Genomic DNA, 24,289 nt, shown 5'->3' on the forward strand with positions numbered 1-24,289 from the left:
TTGAGGGTTGCTGCAACGTGCACTTGGCAGTTGCAAGCTGCCGCAGATTCGGATCGCTACTCGTCGGTATCGACCGAGAACGTCGCGGGCGTGGCTTCGGCGGGATCCAGCATTTCGGTAAGCTGGGGGTGTCCCGCATTGACGTTGATCTGAATCGTCAAATGGCGACGCCAATTTTCGTCATCGGGTTCTGGGTGGTCGATTCGGAAATGCACGCCTCGTGATTCTGTTCTGGCCAGAGAAGCGTTGACAATGCACGCGGCCGTGGTCAGCAAGTTTTGCAATTCCCAGCCTTCCACACTGTCAAACTGGTGCCGCATCACGTACGCCGCAAACGAACTGATCGAATCGGCTGCTTCTTGCAGGCCACCGGCGTCGCGTTCGACTCCCGCAAGTCGACCCATCAGGCTCTTGAGTGACACGCGAACGTCCGCGACATCAAATGATTCGTTCGATTCATGCGCCGAATGACGGATCGGCAACGCGACCATTTTGCTGCCCTCTTCCTGGGCGGCCCGAGATGCCGCTTCGCCAGCATGGGCACCGTACACCAGTCCCTCCAGCAGACTATTGCTGGCCAGTCGATTGGCGCCATGCAACCCACTGCTTGTGGATTCTCCCGCAGCCCACAGGCCCGGCATGCTGGTGAGTCCCTGACGATCAACGGTGACACCGCCGATCATGTAGTGAGCACCTGGCCGGACAGGGATCCGATCGCGCGTAATGTCCAAGCCAAAGGTCGAACACGTATGCGCGATTCCTGGAAACCGATTCATTACTCGGTCGGCATCCAAGTGAGACAGGTCCAGATAAACGCTCGGGTGTTTGGTGGCGGCCATCTGTCGGATGATCGACTGGCTGACGACATCACGCGGCGCAAGTTCCGCACGTGAATCGTACTGGCTCATGAATCGCTGTCCGGTGACATCAACCAGATGAGCCCCTTCGCCTCGGACCGCTTCGCTAATCAATGAGCGGGAAGAACCAGCGATGTACAGAACGGTTGGATGGAACTGGATAAATTCCATGTCGCGAAGTTCTACGCCGGCGCGGTACGCCAACGAAGTTCCATCGCCGGTCGCAACGGACGGGTTAGTTGATTCGCGAAAGACTTGGCCGACGCCGCCCGTGCACAAGATGGTTTCTTTGGCCCAGACCATTTGCGGTCGACCGTCCATGCCCACGATTACGGCTCCGCGGCAGCGTCCTTCGTGAGTCAGTAGGTCCACCGTAAAAGCGTTTTCCCAAATATCAATGTGCGGCATCGCCCGAGTCCGCGCGATGATGGCACGCATGATTTCGGCGCCGGTGGCATCGCCACGTGCATGGACGATTCGCTCTTGGCTGTGACCGCCTTCGCGTCCGAGTGCCCAGTCGCCATTTTCGCGATCGAAATCGGTTCCCCAGCGAACTAATTCCGAGATGCGCTGCGGCGCTTGCCGGATGACCATATCGACGATGGCCTGATTGCACAGATTTCCGCCGGCGGCCAACGTGTCGTTGATGTGATGTTCGAATCGGTCATCGGGATCCAACACGCCGGCGATACCGCCTTGAGCATAAGTGCTGTTGGATTCTCGGAGCGAATCCTTGGTGACGACCAAAACGGATAGGTGCGGATCGACCGAATTGGCTGCTCGCAATCCTGCGACGCCGCTTCCGATGATCAACACGTCGGTGAATCGGTGCAAAGCGCGGCGAGAATCAAACGGCAGTAGATATCGAGGCGTCATCATTTGAACGAAAAACCTACTTATCAAAGTTGGAGAAAAAAACGACGACGCAGTAGCGGAGAATGCCAAAGTTGGTGGTCGATTTTGCGGTCAAGAGTGGCCCGTCCGACGGGTCTCCGACCAAATCACGCCCACCACCGGATGATAGTCCGGCGTATCGACACCTGAATGTTATAGCGGATACCCTATTTGATAATCAGGACGCACAGTTTCGTCGCCTGATTGGCCTGAGCCCCGAATCGCAGCAAAATCCGAGTCAACGAGTAGTCTGGCGGCTCGGAGCTACGATCAAGTTGGAAACCCGTGGCAAATTGGAAAGCCGAGGCAAGTTAGCCGTCTGTCGATGGGGCCGCTTCTAACGGCTGACCTCTCGTCTCTGCCCACTCCTTTATCGCAAGAAGCACCCGAACCCGCCGTGCCCACACAACTTGCCGCTCCCGAAATTGTGATCGCGGAAGAAATGGATCCGCAATTGACAACGATTCAGCCCGGCGGCGGGGTGGTGATGTCGATCGAACTGTTCTGGGGAAAGATTCGTCGCATGCTGCTGCGTGCCGTACGGCCAGGCTACGTCAAGCGAATGCTGGAAGCACGTCAAGGACAACAAGGGACGCTGCCGTTTGATCCAGTCGATTCGCGTGATCTGAAATATTACCGAAACCAACCAACCTACTGGTGGGCCGACGGCGACGACCGCTTCAGTTGGCGCGACTCGCTGGGATTTGTCCGCGTGGGATTGGCTGAATTGATTTTGATTGGCGGTATGTTTCTTGTTTTGGCAGCGGTCTTGGGATGGCTTTGGTGGCCGCTGGCGATTCCTATGTGGGCGCTGGCGGGACTGGTCGCGTGGTTCTTTCGCAGCCCAAATCGCGAAGCTCCTTCCGACCCGAACTGTGTGCTTTCGCCAGCCGATGGAAAATTAGTTCAGATAGACCGTATCGAAGATCCTGAATTGGGCTCCTGTGTTCAGTATGGCATTTTTCTTTCGATATTCAATGTCCACGCCAATCGCGCTTCGTTGGCGGGACGCGTCGTTTCGGTTCGCTATCGCCCGGGCAAGTTTCTCAATGCACTTAAGCCCGAATCGGCTCGTGAAAATGAGAACCTCGACGTGGTGATGAAGTGTTCGCAACCTCCGCAGCGTTACTTTCGGATTCGGCAGATCACCGGCCAGTTCGCCCGGCGAATTGTTTGTTGGGTGCGAACCGGTGACGTACTGGCTCATGGCGAGATGTTTGGGATGATCAAATTGGGGTCGCGAACCGAACTGATCGTGCCCGATGATCCGAATCTAGAAATCGTTGCCAAAATCGGTGACAAGTTGGCTGCCGGGACGACTATCCTTGGAAAGTATCAAACACGAATTGGTGACGACTTTGTCGCCGAGTCGACTTAGTGGGTTTGCCCGTGAGTGGCGTTAGCGGTGGTCCGATCGTTCATCGTCGAACTGGCATACCTTTTTACATGACGGCAAAGCAGTATTCAGGACTCAAGTTGTGAGCGAACTTAAACACGAACTGTTCCCACGACGACAGCACAGCACCGACGCAGATTCGGTGGATAGTGCTGCAGAAAACGAGAATGTTGAAGTCGAAGGAAATCAATCGAAAACCAATGAGCGTGTTTTGACAGGATCCAGCAATAGCCGGCGTCGTAAAAAGCGCAAACGAAAGAAAAAGCCTCGTCGATTGACGCTGGCCGTTTTGCCAACGTTGTTGACGTTAGGCAATGCGGTTTGCGGGCTCGCTGCGATCGCGATTTTGGTTAGCAATTCGGAATCACTGGCATGGGTGCCTGAACAGAAACTGTTTGTCGCAGGATTGTTGATTTACGGAGGCATGTTGTTCGACGCCTTGGACGGCTCGGCGGCCCGGATGACGGGCCAAGCCAGTCAGTTTGGTGCGGAGTTGGATAGTTTGTGCGACGCTGTTACTTTTGGTACCGCTCCCGCTGTGCTGATCTGGCGCCTGAGTGATGTGCTCCCGCAACGATTGACGTGGGGCATCGGCGTGCTGTTTACTCTGTGCGTCTTGATTCGGTTGGCTCGGTTCAATGTCGAAACTGGCGAAGACGATCCGCACGATGGCTTCGAGGGGCTACCCAGTCCGGCCGCCGCTGGAACGGTCGCCGCTTTTGCGATCGCGATTCCAGAATTGAATTCCGTTGCCGCCGATGCACTGTATCCCGAACGCATCCGTTGGTTGGCGCAAAATTGTTTGGAAGCGTCGCATTACGTCATTCCAATTCTGGCATTGGTGTTGGCCTACTTGATGGTCTCGCGCTATCAGTACCCGCATATTTTCCAGCAATGGATTCGTGGACGGCGTCCAATGCACCAAATTGGACAAGCTCTCTTTGCCCTGTTCGGGATTTTTTTGCTGCATTGGTTGGCGTTGCCGCTTGTGCTGTCCTACTTTGCATTTGCGTCGCCCATTCGGTCGTTGGCAAAACGTCAATGGTCAGCTTCGCCCGTTCAGGAACAGCCTGACAAGGTGATCGAATCGGATGACGAGCCAGAAACGAATGAGGCGTCTGCCGAAGAAATCGCTGTCGACAAATCAACTTCGCCGGGCTCCGAATAATCGCTCCATCGCCCTGGCTTTGCTTGTGGTTTGCCCGGGGTTGGTGCTGGGTGCAGCGATTTACCGCGGCACTGGCTTCAATTAGCAGATTTGAGGGGATAGGCAGGTTTTTTCGACCGCTGACCCGACTAATTGTATCGGCCTTGTAATAAAATTCTCGAAAACGCTTTGGCCGCGCCGTCCTTGGGCCCAGGAAAGGCACTTAAACATCTAAGTTGCAGTGCAACGGGATTGGATCTACCGTCAAGTATTCTTGCGAAGCGTTCAAAACGCGGGGTATTTGACAATTGCGTTCAGTTTGTAATCCTTACTGACGGAGCTTGGACGCTCCGCGTGCCGAGAATCGATGCTCTGGCGGTGTTTGCCGACGACGAGCAAAGATGCTTGCCATGTAGCCGCCGCGACGACACTTTGTTTTACACCCGGAGAACCAGCAAGGCATGATTAGTGACGGCAATCATACGATGGAGCAAGAGTGCGAAACCGGTTCTGTATCGAAGGCTCCGGCGCACAGCGGGCACTCAATTCGCGAGCGAAAACCAGAACGCTCTGCTGCTAAACAGCAGGCATCGAAGCATCAGGAAACAAAGCGAACCGCCAAGCAGTCAGCGCGAAGCAGCGACGACGAAACGCTGCATGTCCCGCATGCCAGTCGGCTGTATCACAACCTAGTTCCGGCCTATCAGGCGTTCTGGCCCGCGATCGCTCGAAAACGAATTGCACAAGGAATCTCGTCGCTAGGAATTCAGCCTAACGCCAATGTTCTTGAAGTCGGTGTGGGGACGGGGATGTCGCTGCAAAGCTACCCCAAGAACATCGATATCACGGGCGTCGACCTTTCTGAGTCGATGCTGGCAGAAGCGACGCAGTTAATCCAAGACAAGCACTGGGACCGCATCAACGTGCTACCGATGAATGCGGAGAAGTTGGAGTTTGATGATTCGACGTTCGATGTCGTGACATCATTTCACACTATCACGGTTGTATCCGATCCACGAAAAATGATGGGCGAAGTCGTGCGTGTTTGTAAGCCCGGCGGACAGATCCTGATCATCAATCACTTTCGTAGCGACAATCCCTTGATCGCTCGGGTGGTCGATTCGGCTGGAAATATCACGAAGCGGCTTGGCTGGCGAACAGACCTGGAGTTGAGCGAAGTTGTTCGCGAATTTCCGCTCGTGCTCGATGATCGCTACAAGCCCAACCCGTTGTCGCTGTTCACCATCATGAAAGCGACGTGCACCAAGTCGGCTTAATCGCCCACTACCGGCTTAGCAGTCCAGCACTGGTTCGCTTTAAGGGCGACTGCGCGATTTAGCTCTGGGGCCCAGCGTCTGCGAAGCTATGCTTCGCTGTCGTCGTCGCTCTTTTTGGGAACCGGAAGTTCCAGCTTCTCTTTCTTTGGGTCGACGACTAATTTGTCGCCCAGGTAGTCCGCGTACACTCTGGCGACGTCGCCCATGTAGTTACGTGGTGCGTCTTCGACTGCTCGGCTCATCAGCCGGTACGCTTCTTTGCGATTGCCTTTTGCATCGGCGTACAGCCCCAAGTAAAAATCGCCATAGAACTGAGCGATCTGTCGATCCGACGTGTCAACCTTCGTTGCATTGACGGCTCTGTTGACATCATCTGTGTTGCCTGTCTTTAGAAGAGCCAACACCTGTTTCATTGGTACCCGTGGGTCATCGGGGGCGGGCAGAAGTTTTTCGCGAGCTTGAGCAAAACTTTCTGCCTTGGCGACACACAGAAAGTGCCAGGCTGCGTTTTCGACATCGTTCGGATTGACGCGTCGATGTTCTGCAAATTGCTCGGCAGCTTTAGCGTGTTCACCGATAAAGTACAGCGCAATTCCTCGCTGCCATAATTCTGCTTTGACCTCGGGTTTGTCTTCCAAGTATCGGTCAAACATTCGTGTCGCCCAGAGCGGCTTGGCCGAACGCAAGTAGATATCGGCGGCCAGCAGCGTCGCTCGCGTGTCGTCTGGGTACGCCTTGATCATCCGATCAGCGGACGCGATTGCCGTTTCGCGATCGCCTTTCATCAAAGCGCTCAGGGAGGTCGCTCGCAGAGAAGACACCGATTGTGCCTGGCAGGTCGACTGGTCGGCATCCGCGAAAGCAAAGATCAGTACGGCAAAGCCAGTAAGCAAAGACAACTTCATTTCAAAATACCTAAAGGATGCGAGAGCTCTACGATCCATCAAGCCACCCAAGCAATTTAGGATCAATCAATTCGAAGCAGACACGGAGCGGAGTGTGCCCTGGGCGCCAGGGCGTCATCCACAACGGACTCAGCCAAGCTGCGAGGTGACGATTTCCAGCAACTCGATTGCAGGTTCGCCATCGCAGAAAATCAACGCCGTTCGGCCATACACCGTTTCGCCTACGGGGACGTGAAGTAACTCGGACAAGGATTGCCCGGCCGTGACACGCCATAATTCGCACAATTGTACTTCGCGCAAAACGTTGTGCTCGATTAATACCCGTCCCAGCGGCACCTCTTGGCTTTCGATCCGCTGCCACACGACTGGATCGAGTGATTTTGTGTTCAACCGTACGATTCCGTACTGAACAATCCGGCCGGTTTTTTCGGTCGCCAGCGTGATTTCGCGAGCGTACCAGTCGCCGTCGTAGGCTGTCCGGTGGACATCAACAGTCACTTTGTCGCCATAAAACGACTCGACCGTCACGGTCATGTGCTCGTTGTGATTGAGCAACGTATCGAAGGGCGCAGGGACGGTGTCGGTGCTACAGAAATCACCTAGCTGCGCGAAGTCCGCAGGGGCACCGTAGAACTCCGCCAGAAGCTCCTCGATTTTGACTTTCGAATCTTCTTTTGAAACCGGGCCAGCCATCCGTATTGATTCCTCAAGCAGTCGTTTCGTTCGATTGGCTCAATCCTGCGGCGGTCACTCCCAATGACACAACTGCAGGTGACGGGATCTCAGGACGTTCCAGAACCGTGTCGACCAAAAAGTAAAATAGTCGCCGAAGTGCTTCGGGCTCGATTTCGTCAGCGACCTTTTCGGCGCGTTCTTGGTGTTTGTCGACCAAACGCAGCGCTGTATCAAACACGCCTGTCGAATGATAAATCTGGCGAACTCGCGCGAATCTTTGTTCTTCCGAAAGCTCGTTGGAGGGTTCAGCCAGCTGTAGTAATTGCTCTTGGCCTGCTTCATCTAAAGCATCCAGTGCGAGAGCCCAGAGCACCGTCGGGCGTCCGCCAATTGTGTCACCGCCAGCGGTGACTTTGTTGGTTTCGTCGTCGCTAAAGTCGCTCAAGTCGTTCAGGATTTGAAACGCAACGCCCAGGTTTCGGCTAAACGTGCGAATCGATTTGCGATACGGTTCGGCATCTCCGGCGAGCCGCATTCCACTGTACAAGGCGGCCTCAAACGCTGGCGAAGTTTTCAACGCGTAGACCTTCAGTGCATCCAGCGGTTTCAGGCGGCGATCCTTGGTGTCGCGCCAAAGCAGTTCGGCACCCTGCCCTTCGGAAAGTCGCAGGTGTGCGGTCGCTAGCGAATCGAGTACATCCACCCTCGCTTCTGCTGGCACGCTATCGCCGTCATCGGATCGACTAAGCAAGCGATAGCCCAGTCCAATCAAGTAGTCACCCACATTGATCGCCGTCGGCGAACCAAACCGGCGATGCACGGCAGGTTGTCCGTAGCGAAAGCCATCGTCGTCTTCGATGTCGTCATGGACCAAACTGGCTTTGTGAAACGTCTCGATGCTCATCGCCGCGCGGCGTACCGAATCGGGGATCGCCGCGATGGTTTCCTCGGCGGTTGCTCCCGTGCATGCGCCACCCGTCAGTGCGTCATAAGCCGCCAGCGTGATAAAGGGACGCGAATGCTTGCCACCGCGAGCCATGAAATCGTAGGCGATGTGTTCTGTCGCAGCGATCGTGTCCATGCCCGCGATCGAATCCAGGTTTGCCGCCGTTTCGATCAGTGGTTCTTGCGAACGAATTCGCGGGGAAAGGCGATCAAGCGTCGGAGTCGAAAATAAATCGCCGGCCGCACGCATCAAGTGAACGTAGCTTTTGGTTTTTTGCGAGGCTGGTTCGTAGGGAGTTCGGATCATTTGGTCGACCCATGATTCGTCGACCTTTGTGTTCCGACAATCGCTGCTCAGCAGCGGCACAGCCATGCAGGGAATGCCAGCCAACAAAACTTTGTCGATGGCTTTTTCCAAAACATTCAAACATGCAACGCCCACCACTGCGTCGACGTATCCGCCGACGATAATCTTCAGCACGACTGGCGAACCTTCGGCAACCAAGACTCGGTAGCCCATCTCTTCGGCCAATCCGCGAAAATCGGCGATACTGCAAGCACCACACTCTTTGCAGTTCATGCCAAACTGATCGTATTCCGCTGGGCAGCCTTCGGCATGTTTTAAGCAGTGCGGCAACAAAAACAGGCGTCGCTCCGGCGGAACCGCTTTGAGCGATTCACGCCAAAACGCGCTGCTAATCATCACCATCATCCAGCCCAAATAGCCTTCGGGCAGATCGGCTTCGGCGAGCGTTCGTCGTGCGACCTGTTCCATTTCGTCCTTGGTCATCGGGACATCGCGCGGCAGATGCTCCGCAATTTCGGCGCAGCGATCGCGCAAGCTCTCTCGCATCGCCAGCGATTGCGGCACGTCCTTCAAGTGACTCGTTTTACGACGAGTCTTCCTCGGGGCGTCTTGTCCGCTGGTCGCGCTGGCGGTTGTGGCAGACGATTCGGTGGGGCTAAATCCTGTCGACAAACCGCGTTCCTCTTGGGTGGCTCAGGTGGGTAAAAGGCGATGCTTGCTTTGTCGCGACCGATTAGGACGCGTTACTATTTCGGCCAATTCAATTGGTGTTCTTCCGCCGTGGCACGCAAGTACTTTCCCAGTGCCGCCACTGTAAACACCAGCGGGTAAAGTTTTTCGTGGTACCAAAGTTTCGCAAAGTAGAATCCGATCGGCCACGCAATTCGGTGACGACCGTCATCGACACTACGAAGCAAGAAATCGACGCCCGAGATTATAGCCTCTGGCAACTCATTCGTCCCGGCGCCAATCCGTGCCGTGTTTTCGCTTTCGTCTTTTTCGCCGTCACCAGCACCCCGCAAGCTTTCGTTTTTAACGAAAAAGCCGTCTTCTGCCGCGCGACGGTTACTTTGAACACCTGCATCGGCCCCTAAGTCTCGCTGGAATAACACGAATGTGGTCAGTGCTTCGACTGCCAGTGCCGTTTCTTCCACCGTGCTGGCCAAATTTTGGTCGGGAGCGGGCCCATTCTGCGGAGCCGAACCAACGAGTTTGTCTCGCACTGACGGACCACCCCCCCAGCCGCCATCGTCATTTTGCGTTTTGAGCAAAAACCGGATTCCCCGTTGGGAAGATTCCGGGCTGACGCATCCAGCGATCAGTACACGTGAAGTTCCGTAGACTGGGTTGGTTTCATCGGGCAAATCTTGGTTGCCAAACCACAGTGGCAACCAAGATCCGTCGGGAAGCTGTTGCTGATGGATAAACTGCACCGCCTTGGCTCGTTTTGCGGGCTCGATTCTGTCGCCGATCGCTCGCAGTGCGTGTGCCGTCAAATCCACACTGCTGCGATCAAACGGCAGCTTGCCCCAACCGCGGCAAAAGGTTGGCCATCCTCCATCGCGATTCTGAAGTCCATGCAAAAAACGCTCGCCATTGTCAAATGCTTGATCAAGTTCGCTGTGCCATTTGGCGTCGACCCACTTGCGATGTTGCTTGATCGCCAGCATGGCGCCGGGAGTGTCGTCGCCGTCGGGCACCGATCCACTTAAATCCGTCCAGCCCCAGCCGCCCGGATCGGCACCCGTAAACGGATGACGCTCCTGCAGTTGGCAGCTCAAGTGCCAATCAACGAGTTGATTATTGCACCAGTTACCGTCGTCGTCCGGATCGCAAGCCAGCGCGCCGACCGAAAGGGATGTCACCCACGTGGCAAGGTTCGTGTCGATCGGCCAACTGCCATCGTCGCGAATGGAGTTCTCCAGGAAACGGCTTCCCTTTTGGCTGACTTGATGATCGGCGCGTCCCGTTGCCGCCAAGCTCATCACGACAAATGCCGTCAGCGGTGTCGCTTCTAAGTAACCGCCACTCGCGGGCTGAATCTCGACCAGCTTGTTCATCGTCCGGCCGACGCTTGCGCTGCGAATCCATCGCAGGAGGGCAAACGCACGTCGTCCATGAAAATGCCTTGCCTGTCCGATCGCGACCAACGCCGGGATCGCGTAGCTGACGACCGGGATCTGCAAAAATCGATACATCGATTGTGGAAATACCGCCGCCTCGAACGGCAACGCCTGGACATCGTTCCAGTCGACCAAGCCAGCGATAGCCAAGTTGGTCAAGATCGGGACGACAAATGTTTTGTCTTTTCCGTAGCGACGTCGCAGTCCATCGGTCGCGCCCTGTCGCTCAATGTAGGCTGCCAAGTTACGTTTGCGATCTGCGTCCAAGCTTTCACCGCAGGCTTTTTCGGCAAGTGTCGTGGCTGCCAATACCAGATAGCTGGTCGCAATGTTGCTGTGGCTCAAGTCGGTGTCGCCAAAGCCGCCGTCGTCGTTTTGCTGCGTTCGCAAGTAATCGACACCACGCCGAATCAGGTCGATAGTTGCTTCGCGAGTGGTCGGCTGGTGGATACTGACGGCCGACAACGCGCTGACTGCCGTGGCCGTGCTCAGTGCCGAAGCCGACAATTCACCGGTCCAATGACCTTGCGGCGTTCGTTCGGCGAGCAGTTCGGATCGCAATTGGTCGAGCGTTTGGCGGACCCGATCGCGTTGCTGTTGCGGCATGAAACTTGGGCTATCCGAGCGGTGGGAGAAAGTGGCTAGAAGGGGCGAGGAGCAACGGCGTGATGCCGGCTGCTGATCCGCTGCGGTTCGTTTGGCAGCGATCTAAATTTGCGTGGATTTGAGGCCGCGCACGCGATTCTGCGCGTTGTTATGTTAAACGTGATTAATCTAGGGCGTGATTTTATTCGCAGGGGGGAGCTTCTCATCCAACGCGTCAGACTCAAACAAGGCAGACTAAAGTTTATGCGGATTACATCGATGCAGCGGCGCAAATTCTTGCAGCTCACTGCTGCTAGCGGAATGACACTGGCAGCTACCGGCGCGTCAACGCGACTGTCGGCTCGCGAACCCATCGTGCGAAGCGGACCGCCAAGGTTTCAGGTTGGTTTGGCAGCCTATTCGCTGCGCGAGTACTTTTCGTTTATGAAAGGCAAGGCTCGTCCGCCCAAGGATGATGGTCCGCACATCGATATGGTCGGGTTCCTGGACTACTGTGCGCAGAATGGTTTTGATGCGGCGGAACTGACCAGTTACTTTTTCAAACCTGACGCAGACGACGCGTACTATCGAAATCTAAAACGACATGCATTCACCCGTGGCGTCACGATCGCCGGAACAGCGATTGGTAACAATTTTACAGTCGGCGCGGGGCCAAAATTAGATGAAGAGATCCAGAAAGCGATTGCTTGGATCGATCGCGCCGACGCATTGGGGGCGCCACACATTCGCTTTTTTGCGGGGACCGGAAAGCAGCTCGCCAGTGACCCGAAGCGATTGGATGAAGCCGCTGCCGCCATCAACCAGTGCGCCGAACACGCGGCATCGAAGGGCATTTTTCTCGGGGTCGAAAACCATGGGAAACTGTCGTCCGATCAAATGCTGCAGATCATGGAGCGAGTCGAAAGCCCCTGGGTTGGCATCAATCTGGACACGGGCAACTTTCAAAGTGACGACCCATACGGAGACTTGGAACGGTGTGTGCCGTATGCCGTCAATGTGCAAGTCAAGGTTGGCATGAAAACGCCTGACGGCAAACACTACGATGCTGACATCCCGCGAATCGGACGAATCTTGCGTGATGGCGGCTACCAAGGTTTTGTGATCGTGGAGTACGAAGACAAGGACCCGTACGCCAAAATCCCAGTTGTGCATCAAGAGCTACGCAAAGCGCTTGGTACTTAGCGCGAGGATTTTTTCTGAATCCAGCTCGGGCCTTATTTGAGCCCAGCGCTCTTCCCTCTTTATCAAACGACGCAAAAAGAATCAGTCATGGCATTTAGATTTCTTGGTTTCTTCGTGATGCTGGTCTCCGTCATTATTGCGGCTCAGGCTGCGGTTTCCGCCGAACTGACTTCCGAGCGATTCACGCAGTTGCACCGCGAGCTTCAGGCCGATGACGCGGCGCTGTGGCGAACGATACCGTGGAACACCGATCTACTGGTCGCTCGCCGGAAGGCTGGTCAGCAGAACAGGCCGATTTTCATTTGGGCGATGGATGGTCATCCATTGGGCTGTACGTGAAACAATGGTGTGCTCGACCGTGCGTCGACATTCGCTCATCCGCAGATCGTCCGTCTCTTGAAAGAAAAGTTCGTCCCCGTCGCGCTCGACCAGGCCGACACGCGGCGTCAGCAAGACTCCGAAGGGGACTTTTACCGGCAGCTTGCGATACAGCATTCTGCCTTTGGGCTGTCAACCAGAAACGCAAAGTCGGCGATCAGTCGAACGACCCAGGGTTTTTACATCGCGACGGCATCGGGCGAACTGTTGCTATACAACAACAATCGCGACCCAGGGAAAATGTTGCGTTTGATGAACGAAAAACTTCGTGAGTTCGCTTCAAGCCAACAGGACCAGGCCGGGGCGTCGCCTGTAGTTCTTCAATCAGATCGTGAGAGCGAATCTGAAGATAAGGTCGACCAGCGTTATGGATTCCAATCGCCGAAGGGAGGGCTGGTTGTACGTGTTCAAGCCAAGGTTTTGGGCGGGTATCCGCCGACAGATGATCCTTGGCGAGAGATCTTTCAGTCGGCGTTGTCACGCGACAATCTTTGGATTTCTGCTGTCGAACACAAGTCGATCGTGCAAGGAAAGGTCCCCGATTCACTGCTCCACCGCATCGCACGGTTTCATTTAGTCGATAACACGCGTGGCGAACCGTTGATGTGGAAGCCAGACGAAGTCAAGCGAATTAAAATGGATCTTGCCGATGGTCAGTTCACTGGATCAGCTCTGATTCATTCGTCGAACAATGATCGTGGTTATGACGCCGAAATCCGAGGAGTCATCGAAGTCGCCGACGGATCGGTTATTCGCTTTGATGTCGTGGCGCTCGGCAAATGCTGGGGCGAAGGACCGTACACTCGGAACCCGCCACCGGGCAAGTTTCCGCTCGCGATTTCGTTCACCTTGGCCGACGGTACCGACTTGGCAGACTCGCTTTCGCCGCAGGGTGCTCGAGGCTGGTTGGACGCCTATCTGCCGAAGTAGCTTCTTGGCGACGTTTGCAATCGAAAAATGAAAGCCTTATTCGGTAGCCGAGATTGGGGCGAGACCGCTGGTGCGTGTTTTGTCCAACACGTCGAGGTTTCGACACTTGAACCTGCTTCACCAATCGAGGTGCCGATTAGAGCGGCGTGTTCGCTTCCGCTGCTTTGTTTTCGCGATTTGACGCGAACGCTCGCAAGTCGTCTGCAAAGTCGGCTGCTGATGCATAGCGATCATCGGGATCGTGGGCGAGTGACTTCAGTAGTATTTTCTCCAGCGTCTTGCTGAAATTGGGATTCAATTTCGTTGGCCGCTCGACGCTGCCCGAGGCGGCTTCCTTGATTGCGGCTGATCGATCGTCGGTCGATACGACGACGGGGTGGCGACGTAGCAGCGTCATGTAGATGGTGACGCCAAGCGAATAAATGTCGCTTCGCGGGTTGACTTCATCATTCTTGCCTTTGGCTTGTTCAGGCGCCATGAAAAGTGGCGACCCGATCAAAAGTCCGTCTACCGATTCTGCAGAATCCTCGGGGCTGGTCGCTCCAAACATCGATTTGCACAATCCAAAGTCCAGGATTTTGGGTTGGTTTTCATTGTCGACCATGATATTCGATGGCTTCAGGTCACGGTGGACGACGCCATGATCGTGTGCATGCTGCAGTCCGTCACAAACCGACGCGGCTAGTTTGATCAACTCCAACGGCGACGGCTTGTTTTTGCGAATGTGAGTTTGCAGCGTGACGCCTTTGACCATATCCATTGCGATGTAGCCTAGCTTGCTGTTGATCTCCGCGTCGTAGACATGTGCCACGTTGGGATGATCCATGCGTTTCATCACTTCGATCTCTCGTGCAAACCGACTGAAGACTTGCTCGGTAGCCAAGTCGACTCGAATCAGCTTCATCGCCACAACACGCTGAGTCTCCAGCTGTGTTGCTTCCCAGACAGTTGCGAAGGCGCCTTTACCGACGACGCGGTGAACTTCGTAGCCTGGTACCTGAGGTTTTGACCACTCTGCAGGCGGGATCGCTTCGATGATTCGTTTGGCGGCAAATAGCCGACTGCGAATCACAACGGATTCGACGGGCTTGGTCAGGTAGTCATCCGCGCCGGCTTCCAGACCCGCGATCATGTCCTGTTCGGCGTCGCGGCTGGTCAAAATCACGACGTAGGTAAAAGGCCGTTTATCACTTTGCTTGATCTTGCGACACAGGGATAGCCCATCGATGTCCGGCATTTGCCAATCGAGAAAAACGATCCGCGGCGGGTCTTCGTCATTAAGCTCTCGCAACGCGTCGCGACCATTGTCGACCGTCACGGATTCGAAGTCGTATCGCTCGACGGTTTTGGCCAGCAATTTGGTCCACATCGGATTGTCGTCTGCAATCAACACTTTCATTTGATCTGGTCCTCGTTAGACGACGCCAAACGATCGGGCAACTCTTTCAGTTCGGCAAACAATTTCTTCATCTCGCTTTGAAGGGCCATCCAGGCATTCGAGATTTCCGAAAGGTCGCCGCTTCGTGCCATCATTTCCACGTCCAACGCGGCCTTGGCAGTTCGATCAGCCCCGAAAATAACGACCGATCCTTTCAATTGATGAGCAGTCCGCTGAATGCCCGCTGCATCGACGTCGTCGATGCTTTGACCGATGGCCTGGAGTTGCAGGGGACCTTCTTCGGAAAAAAGTTCCGCCACGGAAAGAAGCATTTCCGGATCTCCGCCCGTGAACGTCAACGCTTGATCGATATCGATAATCGATTCAGATTTTGGCGACGCGGCCACAGTCATTTCCCTGCGAGTAATGAATTCAGCTCAAATCATAGCGCATTTTTGACACCGCCGTACAAGACATCCGTCGCAGTTGGCGGCGTTTGCCCAAGAAGGCTGCCAGGGCTTCGATAGGCCGCGGGGCACGCCGGCGATTTTGGGCTACTTTTGGTGGAAAGAATCGCTTTGAACAATCTGGTGGATCAGTTCTCTGAATCCCCAGTCCGACGATTCCACGCGGTTCAAAATTTGCTCCACGTCGGGTCGATCGTTCGCCGTGACGGATCGGCCCATTGCATAGGCGAGCAGTTTTTCGGTTAGCGATTTTGCAAACGGACGCTGCCGCTGCATTAGCAACGCCTTCAGCCCAACGATGTCGTCAAACGATTGTCCGTCCGGCAGCTTTCCCGAAGCATCAATCGGTGTGCGACGGTAGTGGGTTCGCCAACGACCAATGGGGTCGTAGTTCTCCAAAGCAAATCCCAGCGGGTCGATCTTGCGATGGCAGTCATTGCAACTGGCGATTTTGCGGTGCTTTTGCAGTTGTTCGCGAATCGTTTTTGCGTTGCGCGTATCCGGATCGAGCGGTTCGACATCGGGCGGCGGCGGTGACGGAGGCGTGCCCAGGAAGTTTTCCAACACCCAGACGCCGCGAACGACCGGGGATGTGTCGATCCCATTCGCTGACACTGTCAGCACGCTGGCTTGTCCTAGTAGCCCGCCCCGGCGATCGTCGTCAAAGAGGACTCGCTGAAAATCAGGGCCAGGGGGAGCATCGATTCCGTACATCATCGCCAACCGCTTGTTGGCAAAGCTGAAATTTGAATCGATGAAATTGACCAAACTAAGATCCTGGTCGATCAAGTGGCGTGCGAACAGCTGTGATTCGGTTCGCATCGCAGTCACCAGGTCGTATTGGTAGTATTCCCTAAAGATTCCGCGGTCTGGCGGAGCCGCACCCAGGTCGCGAAGCGTGAGCCAGCTATCTAGAAATCCATGAATCATCGCGTCGGACTGTGGGGCATTCAGCAAACGGTCCACTTCGCGACGCAAGGTTCCATTGTCGGCAAGCTCACCGGATTCGGCTAGGTCGGTCAGTCGCTGGTCGGGCATGCTGGACCACAAAAAATACGCTAGTCGTGAAGCGAGCGCGTGGTTGCTAAGCGTTTTGCGTTCACCTTCATCCAGATAAAGAAAGCTGGGGGAACACAACACCGCTTTGATGCCATCGCCAAAAGCTTGTAGCGAGTTGCGTCCACCCGACTTTCGGCTCTTGATCAATGTCAGCACGCGATCTAATTCATCACTTTTGACTGGTCGCCGGTAGGCACGCGTCATGAAGCGGACGAGATGTTCTCGCAGTTTGTCAGTCTGCAAATCGGCGCCACTGGCAGCGTTCTCGAGATCCTTGCCCAGTAATTCTCTCTGGCTGCGTGTGGGCCATTGGGAAAACAGTGGCCCTCGGATTTCGATTTCGTGCAGTCGGATCTGAGGAAGCTTGCCGTGTTGAATGGCATTGAAACGTTTGGCAACGATCCCGTTGGCGATGTTGTCGGGGAATTGATCAGGATATTTTTTGATCAGTTTCGTCCACAGGCTGCGAGCGTCCATCAAGCCGTTGCGAAACGTAAATCGCGGCGTGAATCCTTTGTCTAACCAGACCCGAGTCGTGTACCACTTCTGTTCGTCGGCTAGTTCAATCTCGGCCAACAGTGGTTCGATCGGTTGTGGCAAATGCAGTTTGCCCACTCTGCGGTTGCCAGGCCGGATGCCAAGTCGCAGCGGTTCGGCGCGGTCGGTCCCCAAGAACTCGTCATCGTAGGGATGAAAGCGATTGACGGCTTCTGCTTTGATTTTGATTTCATAAAAACCATCGATCGGCACTCCGTCGCGGAACTGATCGATGGGACCGTACGCACCCTCATGTTTGTCGGCACCGATGACATCATACAACGTCATGTGCGAAAATTTATTCGTCTTGCGGTGAACTTGATCGATCTCGGGCTGCTGGCGAAAGCCACTGCGAAACGTCCACGTTTGCGGCTTGGGTTGATCGATCGGACCGATCGCACGCTGGACGACTTGATCTGCTGCCGTCAAATAACGCGACAGCAGATAGCCTGATGTGACCAAGGCTTCGCCATTGTTGTCCAAGTGTTCGACGGTTTCGTCCTTGGGAAACGTTGCGGTCGGGTCGAACATTTGCATGTTCAGATGCAGGAGATCACGAACCGTGTTGCTGTATTCCCTTGCATTCAATCGTCGAAGTGCCGTTACGCCGTGGGCCGTCGAACGCATTTGGTGATGCATCTCGATGCGACGTGTTAACCATTGAATAACGCGACGACGTGACGTGTCCGAAGGTTGTTTTTCGTCGGCGGGAGGCATTTCTCCCAGATTCAATTGGTCCAGGATGTCTTGGTAATCCACCAACACGTTCTCGTCGGCAATCGATCCGTCGAGCCAGTCAAAACGACGGTCCCCTTTCTGTGCGTCAGCGCCGTGGCACCGCATGCAGTGTGTCGACAAGAAGGGCGCAATGTCCGATTTAAAACCGGCACTGGCTTGGTTTGATCGCTGGTCTGCGGCAATCGATTTTGCACCAACGACGGCGCAGTACGCGCACGCAAGCCCGACCAAAAAAGTTCTCACTTGCATCATGCCCAATCCAGAGTGCCGGTGCTGTTCGCAAAGCGATCCGTTTCTACACCGAACTGCTGCAGCATCGTCGTGAACAAGTTGCAAAGCGGGACGCGCTGTTTGGATTCTGACGGGTACTGTTTGTGCGTGCCGTGCTGAAAACCGCCACCTGCTAAAACAATTGGCAGGTCCGTATTGGTGTGTGAATTGGCGTTGCCCATGCCACTTCCAAACAAGGCCATCGTGTTGTCCAGCAACGTCTTGTCGCTACCAGGCTGCTCAATGGACTTTAGCGTTTTCAGAAATCTCGCAAACTGCTGAACCTGATACGTTTCGATCTGGACTAGCAAATCGATGCTGTCCTGAACCTGTCCGTGGTGCGAAAGTCCGTGGTAGCTCTTGCGGATTCCCAGATCGGACGCAGCAAAGCTGCCGCCAACTTCCAGCGTTGCAACTCGCGTGGAATCGGACTCAAGTGCGAGTGCGATCAAGTCGTACAGTTTTGGCAAATCATGGGTTAGGCCTTCGTCCTCCGGTTCGTCGACATGCGGCTGAGGCTTTGGGATCGTCTGCCAGTGTTCGTCCAATTTTAGTTTTGATTCGACTTGCCGAACCGATGCAAGGTAATCATCAAGTTTACGTTGATCATTTTTGCTGATACGCCGGCCAAGTGACTTGGCGTCGCCCAGTACCGAATCAAGGATCGATTTTTTCAGAGCGATCTGGTCCGAAGCTTTTCGTTTGTCGCTCGCTGTGCCATCGATAAACAACTGACGAAAAAGGTCTCGCGGACCGGTGATCGGTGGAACACGGGTTCCCGTTCGCGTCCAACTGATTCGACATCCGCCGTGAAGACCATCTTCGCTACCGATGGTCAGCGATGGAAAACGTGTTTGTGAACCAACATGCTCGGCCGCACGCTGATCCAGACTGATTCCGCCATCGGGCATTCCCCGTGCCTCGGTCGCTTTGACGCCGGTCAAAAAAGTGTGCACCGCGAAGTGGCCGCCTTTCTGTCCGTGATCCAAGTGCGAAAACAGCGTCATGTCGTCGCGATGGTTCTCCAGCGGCTGCAGCAGAGGCGACAATTGATAGTCTGCGCCGTCAGTCTTGGGCCAAAATGCACCGGGGTACATGCCGAATTCGTTGCCGATGCAAACCATGCGCATCGGAGCCTCGGTGCTGGGGGCAGCAGCTTTTGTGCGTTGCGTGGTCTCCAGGGCAGGTAAAGCAATCGATACACCCGCTGCTTTCAAAAACAAACGTCGGCGCGGATCAGCACTAGACATCGCAAAAATTCAGTGAGGAAGGATATTCTGGCGGGACCGTGGCACACGGCCGGCGGCCGCACTTATTCTAACAGGCGTGGCACACGCGTTCTATGCTGAATCGACCGACTATCCTTTCAGCCTGTGCGATTTACAAGTTTGCCGCCAGAGACGCATGCTTTTCTAAGTTCGACCCCTGAGAGAATTGGCGATGTTGCGATGCACTGTTTTTCTAGCGTTTACGTGCTGTGGGGCAATCTCGGCTCAGGCGCAGCCTGCGACGGACTCGCGGTTCAGAACGCTTGTTCTGGACGAGACTTTTCAAAGTGAAGGTGCAACGGTAGCCGATATCGACGGCGACGGAATTTCGGACATTGTGTCGGGGCCATTCTGGTATGCCGGCCCCGATTTTGATCGGCGTCGCTCGTATACGTCGCAAAAAGATTATTCGATCAAGGCCTACTCGGATCACTTCTTTTCGTTTGCGGGTGATTTCAATCACGACGGCCACACGGATATCTTCTCGATACCGATTCCCGGTGGCCAAGGCGTCTGGTTTCAAAACCCTGGCAATGCAGGCCTGACCGACGCGGCTCAATGGCAACGCCACGTCGCTCTGCAAAGCGTCGACAACGAATCCCCTTTGTTGGCTGATTTCAACGGCGACGGAACGGCTGACTTGATTTGTATTCACGCCGGCGAGCTGGGGTATGCTTCGCCACAGCTCCACGACCCCACTTCAGAGTGGGAGTTTACCGCTATTTCGCACGGCCGGCGACTTTCCCGTTTTACACACGGGCTTGGTATCGGCGACGTCGATGGCGACGGTCGGCTGGATTTGTTGGAGTCCAACGGATGGTGGCAGCGAACGGATGACGAAGACAACCAGTTCCAGTTTCATGCCCAAAAGTTTGCAGCGTCGGGCGGATCGCAAATGTTTGCGTACGATTTCGACGGAGATGGTGATAACGACGTCGTCTCGGTGCAAAACGCACATGGATTCGGATTGAGCTGGTTCGAACGTCGCGGCAATCGAGACGACGATTTTCTATTCGTCGAGCACGCCATCCTTTCGGACGACAGCGACGACAATTCGCGGGGACTCGCACTGTCCCAGATGCACGCCATGGGACTGGCGGACATGGATGGTGACGGTGTCAAAGACATCGTGACTGGCAAACGCTTTTTCGCACACGGCGGAAAGGACCCCGGCGCGTACGAGTTGCCTGTGTTGGTGTGGCTGCGGACGGTACGCGGCGACGCTGGTGTCGAATTCGATCCGCATCTGATTCATTCTCGAAGCGGTGTCGGCACGCAGGTGACTTTGAAGGACGTCGATCGCAACGGCCACGTCGACGTCATTGTTGGGAACAAGCTAGGCACGTTCGTCAGTCTTAACACGGGCGTCGCGGGAAAGGGGCTGCCAGAGAGCGACCAGCCTTTTTCGTTGGTCGGGTCGAACCAGATGTCGCTGGCTGTTCGCGCAACCGAAGCGTTATCGCCAACCGAAGAGTTGGCCACCTTTGTGCTACCCGATGGATTCGAAGTGCAGCTCTTTTCGGCCGAACCGGACATTGCCAAACCCATGAACATGGCTTTCGATGCGCGTGGCCGATTGTGGGTTAGCAGCAGCGAAGAGTATCCCTACGCAGCATCCGGCGATGAAAAACCGCGTGACACGATCAAGATTTTGGAAGATACGACCGGGGACGGGCACGCCGATCGCGTGATGACTTTTGCGGACGGTCTAAATATCCCGATCGGTTTGTATCCGTATCGAGACGGAGTGATCTGCTTCAGCATTCCAAATGTTCTGTTTTTGCGAGACACCGATGGCGACGATCGAGCGGACCAACGCGATGTTCTTTATGGGCCAATGGATACGTCGCGAGACACCCACGGTTTGTGCAACGCTTTTACGCGAGGGTTCGACGGTTGGCTCTATGCCTGCCATGGTTTCAACAATCAATCGTCCGTGGCAGGTACCGACGGACACAAGATCACGATGCAGTCCGGCAATACCTTTCGAATGCGATTAGACGGTTCGCGGATCGAGCATTTTACTCATGGGCAAGTGAATCCCTTTGGCATGGCCCTGACACCCGACGGCGATCTGCTGACGGCCGATTGCCACACCAAGCCGCTTTCGTTGTTGCTTCGTGGCGGGTTTTATCCCAGTTTCGGAAAACCTCATGACGGTGTTGGGTTTGTGCCCGAAGTCATGCAGCATTTGCACGGCTCGACCGGAGTCGGGGGCGTCGCCATCTATCACGACACGCGTTTTCCAGATGTGTTTCGCGGCAACGCATTCGGCGGCAATGTGATGACCAGCCGAATCAATCGCAACTCGATTCGCAACGAGGGATCGACGATCGTGGCCACAGAAGAACCTGATTTGTTGGTGTCGGGCGACCCATGGTTTCGTCCGGTGGATCTTCAAGTCGGTCCGGACGGAGCGTTGTACGTTGCCGATTTTTACAACCGAATTATTGGCCACTACGAAGTTCCTTTGACACACCCGGGACGCGACCGAAAACGAGGACGCATTTGGCGAATCGTGTACACGGGATCGGACGATCGAAGGGATGGCGGAAGTCGTTTGCAACCGACGCCGGCAATCAACGCCATTGGCATCTCCTCCGACTGTCCCTCGGTTGACCAAGCGATGGCGGATTTGCGTTCAGCAAACTTGCCAAAACGACTCGCTGCCGTTGATGCACTAGTGGACCAGCATCATTCAAAATCGGTTGCTTTGATCCAGGATCGTTTGGAGCATGCCGACAACCCGGACGAAATCGTGGGGCTTGCCTGGGGATTGGAACGGCTGCAGAAACTTAATGATTCGATGTTGCAACGTCTGGTTCAGTCACCGGCGTATCGCGTCCGTCTGCACGCGTATCGAATCTTGGAATCACGCGATGAACTGGCGGCACAGTGGACAACCGTTTTGCAAAGTGGCTTTGCCGATCCGGATGCCAGAGTTCGACGCGCAGCCGTGTCGGCATCGAGTCAACATTTGCGGCAATCGTCCATCAAGTTGTTGATGCAGCTACATCGGCAAACACCAGTCGGCGATGTGCATTTGTCGCACGCGACCAAAATGGCACTCCGCGATCACTTGTACAATGACCGTTGGTTTGAAGCCGCGACACAGAATCTGAGTGCCCCCGAAAGTGAGCTTACTACCAGTCTGTGCTTGGCGATCAAGACTGCTGCGGCAGGTCAGTTTTTGGTCGACCACCTCGATACAATCAGTGACGCCGACACAAGTATATTGAAAGAGTACCTGACGTTTGCATCTCGCTACGCCAAGCGAGATCAGCTTGCCAGCGTGATTGATTTGGCGCAGGACCGGTTCTCCAATGACTTGGCGTTGCAGTTGGAGTTGATGCGAGCGATCCGCGCTGGCATCCAGCAGCGGGGCGACACCCTTCCGGCGGTCTTAAAGGAATGGGGCTCCCGTTGGGTGGCCAGGAAACTAGGCATCGATACCAAAACGTTGAATCCGACCGCGTTGCAATACGTGCCTCCAATTGCCTGGAAGCCCGTCGCCAAATCGAATGGAGACGAGCCCGCTGAATGTTGGTCCCTGTCCAGTAAACGCAGTTCGGCCGATGGACAGCAAAGTAGTTTGCTGCACAGTAGTTTTCCTGGTGGTGAGCAGCAAACTGGGGTGCTCAGGAGCGACGACTTTGTTTTGCCAATGCGTTTCACGTTTTATGTGGCAGGACATGACGGACACCCCAGCAAGCCGATGCAAAACAAAAACAGGGTGCAGATTTGTGACGCCTCTACTGGGCAGACACTGAAGTTGTGGAGCCCGCCGCGAAACGACACGGCGCAATTGGTCACTTGGCAGACCGATCAAGACGCAGGTAAGAAGGTGTTTGTTAAATTGATCGACGGCGATTCCGCATCAGCATACGCTTGGCTGGCCGTGGGGCGATTCTCCGAACCGCGTTTGAATCCCAGTCGATCGACGGAAGACTTTCATTTGGCCGCCGATGTGGTGAAAGAGTTTGGTCTGGTAGCGATGCGTGACACGATGGCTATTCTGCTCCAACTCGACTCACTTGATTCCACCACGGCCGTTGCGGTCGCCCAAGCCACGATTGCTGCTAGTGGCCGCGATGATTCGTATGCCAACGCCATCGCAAGTTTGTTGGCGGTCGATGGGGTGGATGCCGCCACACGGACCGCCATCGTGGCGGAGATTCTTTCCGCGAACACAGATCAACGCGAGAAGCAAAAGCCAATCGCGCGCAAACTCATTGCGAAAGCCGTTTCGATTGCGAGTTTTGATGACCAACGGCTTGTTGCGTCCCAGCTTTGCAATGACCCAATCGGTGCGGCTTTATTGCTTGATTTGATTGAATCAGGGGCTGCATCGCGGGATCTGATTCGCGATGGCGAAATCGACGCAAAGCTGACGACCCTTCTGAATTCAGTGGACCGCCAGCAGCTTGCCACGGTCCGTGAATCATTGCCACCAAACAACAAGACGCTTGAAATTCGCATTGCAGCCAAACGGAAGTTACTTGCCCGGCGGCTGGGATCGGTTCCAAAGGGGGCGGCGCTGTTCAAACAGCAATGCGGTGTTTGTCATCAAGTCGCCGGGGTGGGCCAGCAGGTGGGGCCAAACCTGGACGGGATCGGTAAGCGAGGGCTTGAGCGTTTGACTGAAGATGTTTTTATGCCGAACCGAAACGTTGACGTGGCATTTAAATCGTCTTTAGTGTTGACCGATGACGGGCACGTTTACACAGGTCTGATCAAACGGACCGAGGGCAAGCAAACGGTGATGGTGGACAGCCAAGGAAAAGAGATCGCGATTGATTCCGACGTGATCGTCCAAACCAAGGCAACTCATCGCTCGGCCATGCCCGACAACTTTTCGGAATCCCTGACCGACGCGGCGTCGCAAGATTTGTTCGCATTTCTGCTGTCGCTCTAGGGAGTGCGTCGGCAAGTTTGTGCTTTGGGGCCTGC

Annotated in this window: 16 protein-coding genes; 7 read left to right on the plus strand and 9 right to left on the minus strand. The window is 55.1% G+C overall.

What is annotated here, in order from left to right:
* Window positions 1-56: 56 nt before the first annotated feature.
* The gene (gene nadB, locus K239x_RS07845) at window positions 57-1,736 is read right to left on the minus strand and encodes an L-aspartate oxidase (RefSeq protein WP_145417293.1); all 1,680 of its coding nucleotides are present in this window, start codon (window positions 1,734-1,736) and stop codon (window positions 57-59) included.
* 412 nt (window positions 1,737-2,148) lie between these two features.
* Between nadB and K239x_RS07850 the strand changes: the two genes are divergently transcribed.
* From K239x_RS07850 to K239x_RS07860, 3 genes are all read left to right on the plus strand, one after another.
* Window positions 2,149-3,129, plus strand: coding sequence for a phosphatidylserine decarboxylase (locus tag K239x_RS07850; protein ID WP_419189802.1), 981 nt, complete (start codon window positions 2,149-2,151; stop codon window positions 3,127-3,129).
* A gap of 100 nt (window positions 3,130-3,229) precedes the next feature.
* Window positions 3,230-4,315 (plus strand): CDP-diacylglycerol--serine O-phosphatidyltransferase, encoded by a 1,086-nt coding sequence (gene pssA / locus K239x_RS07855; RefSeq protein ID WP_419189803.1) that lies wholly within the window; start codon window positions 3,230-3,232, stop codon window positions 4,313-4,315.
* A gap of 440 nt (window positions 4,316-4,755) precedes the next feature.
* Window positions 4,756-5,571: a class I SAM-dependent methyltransferase gene (locus tag K239x_RS07860; protein ID WP_419189804.1), complete on the plus strand. Its 816-nt coding sequence runs from the start codon at window positions 4,756-4,758 to the stop codon at window positions 5,569-5,571.
* A gap of 86 nt (window positions 5,572-5,657) precedes the next feature.
* On the opposite strand, the gene K239x_RS07865 is transcribed toward K239x_RS07860, so the two are convergent.
* The 4 genes from K239x_RS07865 to K239x_RS07880 form a co-directional block, all read right to left on the minus strand.
* Window positions 5,658-6,476 carry a tetratricopeptide repeat protein gene (locus K239x_RS07865; RefSeq protein WP_145417295.1) on the minus strand — a complete coding sequence of 273 codons (819 nt, stop codon included), beginning with the start codon at window positions 6,474-6,476 and terminating at the stop codon, window positions 5,658-5,660.
* Between the two features lie 129 nt (window positions 6,477-6,605).
* Window positions 6,606-7,169 carry a hypothetical protein gene (locus tag K239x_RS07870; RefSeq protein ID WP_145417297.1) on the minus strand — a complete coding sequence of 188 codons (564 nt, stop codon included), beginning with the start codon at window positions 7,167-7,169 and terminating at the stop codon, window positions 6,606-6,608.
* A gap of 13 nt (window positions 7,170-7,182) precedes the next feature.
* Complete coding sequence (locus K239x_RS07875) at window positions 7,183-8,967, minus strand: polyprenyl synthetase family protein (protein ID WP_419190062.1); 1,785 nt, start codon at window positions 8,965-8,967, stop codon at window positions 7,183-7,185.
* A gap of 182 nt (window positions 8,968-9,149) precedes the next feature.
* The gene (locus K239x_RS07880) at window positions 9,150-11,132 is read right to left on the minus strand and encodes a prenyltransferase/squalene oxidase repeat-containing protein (protein WP_145417299.1); all 1,983 of its coding nucleotides are present in this window, start codon (window positions 11,130-11,132) and stop codon (window positions 9,150-9,152) included.
* 258 nt (window positions 11,133-11,390) lie between these two features.
* Here K239x_RS07880 and K239x_RS07885 point away from each other — a divergent pair, with 258 nt between their 5' ends.
* The 3 genes from K239x_RS07885 to K239x_RS07895 all read left to right on the plus strand — a co-directional run bounded on the left by K239x_RS07885 (window position 11,391) and on the right by K239x_RS07895 (window position 13,622).
* Window positions 11,391-12,314, plus strand: coding sequence for a sugar phosphate isomerase/epimerase family protein (locus K239x_RS07885; RefSeq protein ID WP_419189805.1), 924 nt, complete (start codon window positions 11,391-11,393; stop codon window positions 12,312-12,314).
* 87 nt (window positions 12,315-12,401) lie between these two features.
* On the plus strand, window positions 12,402-12,653 hold the full coding sequence (locus K239x_RS07890) for a hypothetical protein (RefSeq protein WP_145417301.1): 252 nt from the start codon (window positions 12,402-12,404) through the stop codon (window positions 12,651-12,653).
* 57 nt (window positions 12,654-12,710) lie between these two features.
* Window positions 12,711-13,622, plus strand: coding sequence for a hypothetical protein (locus K239x_RS07895; RefSeq protein ID WP_145417303.1), 912 nt, complete (start codon window positions 12,711-12,713; stop codon window positions 13,620-13,622).
* A 136-nt stretch (window positions 13,623-13,758) separates the two neighbouring features.
* Here K239x_RS07895 and K239x_RS07900 read toward each other — a convergent pair whose 3' ends face one another.
* From K239x_RS07900 to K239x_RS07915, 4 genes are all read right to left on the minus strand, one after another.
* Window positions 13,759-15,021, minus strand: coding sequence for a protein kinase domain-containing protein (locus K239x_RS07900; protein ID WP_145417305.1), 1,263 nt, complete (start codon window positions 15,019-15,021; stop codon window positions 13,759-13,761).
* On the minus strand, window positions 15,018-15,407 hold the full coding sequence (locus tag K239x_RS07905) for an Hpt domain-containing protein (protein WP_419189806.1): 390 nt from the start codon (window positions 15,405-15,407) through the stop codon (window positions 15,018-15,020). Before K239x_RS07905 ends, K239x_RS07900 begins: the two co-directional genes overlap by 4 nt.
* A gap of 147 nt (window positions 15,408-15,554) precedes the next feature.
* Window positions 15,555-18,044, minus strand: coding sequence for a DUF1592 domain-containing protein (locus K239x_RS07910; protein WP_419189807.1), 2,490 nt, complete (start codon window positions 18,042-18,044; stop codon window positions 15,555-15,557).
* Window positions 18,045-18,049: 5 nt separating this feature from the next.
* On the minus strand, window positions 18,050-19,321 hold the full coding sequence (locus K239x_RS07915; protein WP_145417309.1) for a DUF1552 domain-containing protein: 1,272 nt from the start codon (window positions 19,319-19,321) through the stop codon (window positions 18,050-18,052).
* Window positions 19,322-19,511: 190 nt separating this feature from the next.
* On the opposite strand from K239x_RS07915, the gene K239x_RS07920 reads away from it, so the two are divergent.
* Window positions 19,512-24,254 carry a PVC-type heme-binding CxxCH protein gene (locus K239x_RS07920; protein ID WP_145417310.1) on the plus strand — a complete coding sequence of 1,581 codons (4,743 nt, stop codon included), beginning with the start codon at window positions 19,512-19,514 and terminating at the stop codon, window positions 24,252-24,254.
* Window positions 24,255-24,289 lie beyond the last annotated feature (35 nt).

Origin of the sequence: Stieleria marina, assembly GCA_007741555.1 — a bacterium.
Taxonomy (GTDB): Bacteria; Planctomycetota; Planctomycetia; order Pirellulales; family Pirellulaceae; genus K23-9.

Bases quoted from the DNA above. Each gene is read 5' to 3' on its own strand.
- nadB (WP_145417293.1), bottom strand. From the start codon at position 1,736: ATGATGACGCCTCGATATCTACTGCCGTTTGATTCTCGCCGCGCTTTG.
- K239x_RS07860 (WP_419189804.1), top strand. From the start codon at position 4,756: ATGATTAGTGACGGCAATCATACGATGGAGCAAGAGTGCGAAACCGGT.
- K239x_RS07865 (WP_145417295.1), bottom strand. From the start codon at position 6,476: ATGAAGTTGTCTTTGCTTACTGGCTTTGCCGTACTGATCTTTGCTTTC.
- K239x_RS07870 (WP_145417297.1), bottom strand. From the start codon at position 7,169: ATGGCTGGCCCGGTTTCAAAAGAAGATTCGAAAGTCAAAATCGAGGAG.
- K239x_RS07880 (WP_145417299.1), bottom strand. From the start codon at position 11,132: ATGCCGCAACAGCAACGCGATCGGGTCCGCCAAACGCTCGACCAATTG.
- K239x_RS07885 (WP_419189805.1), top strand. From the start codon at position 11,391: ATGCAGCGGCGCAAATTCTTGCAGCTCACTGCTGCTAGCGGAATGACA.
- K239x_RS07890 (WP_145417301.1), top strand. From the start codon at position 12,402: ATGGCATTTAGATTTCTTGGTTTCTTCGTGATGCTGGTCTCCGTCATT.
- K239x_RS07900 (WP_145417305.1), bottom strand. From the start codon at position 15,021: ATGAAAGTGTTGATTGCAGACGACAATCCGATGTGGACCAAATTGCTG.
- K239x_RS07915 (WP_145417309.1), bottom strand. From the start codon at position 19,321: ATGTCTAGTGCTGATCCGCGCCGACGTTTGTTTTTGAAAGCAGCGGGT.
- K239x_RS07920 (WP_145417310.1), top strand. From the start codon at position 19,512: ATGTTGCGATGCACTGTTTTTCTAGCGTTTACGTGCTGTGGGGCAATC.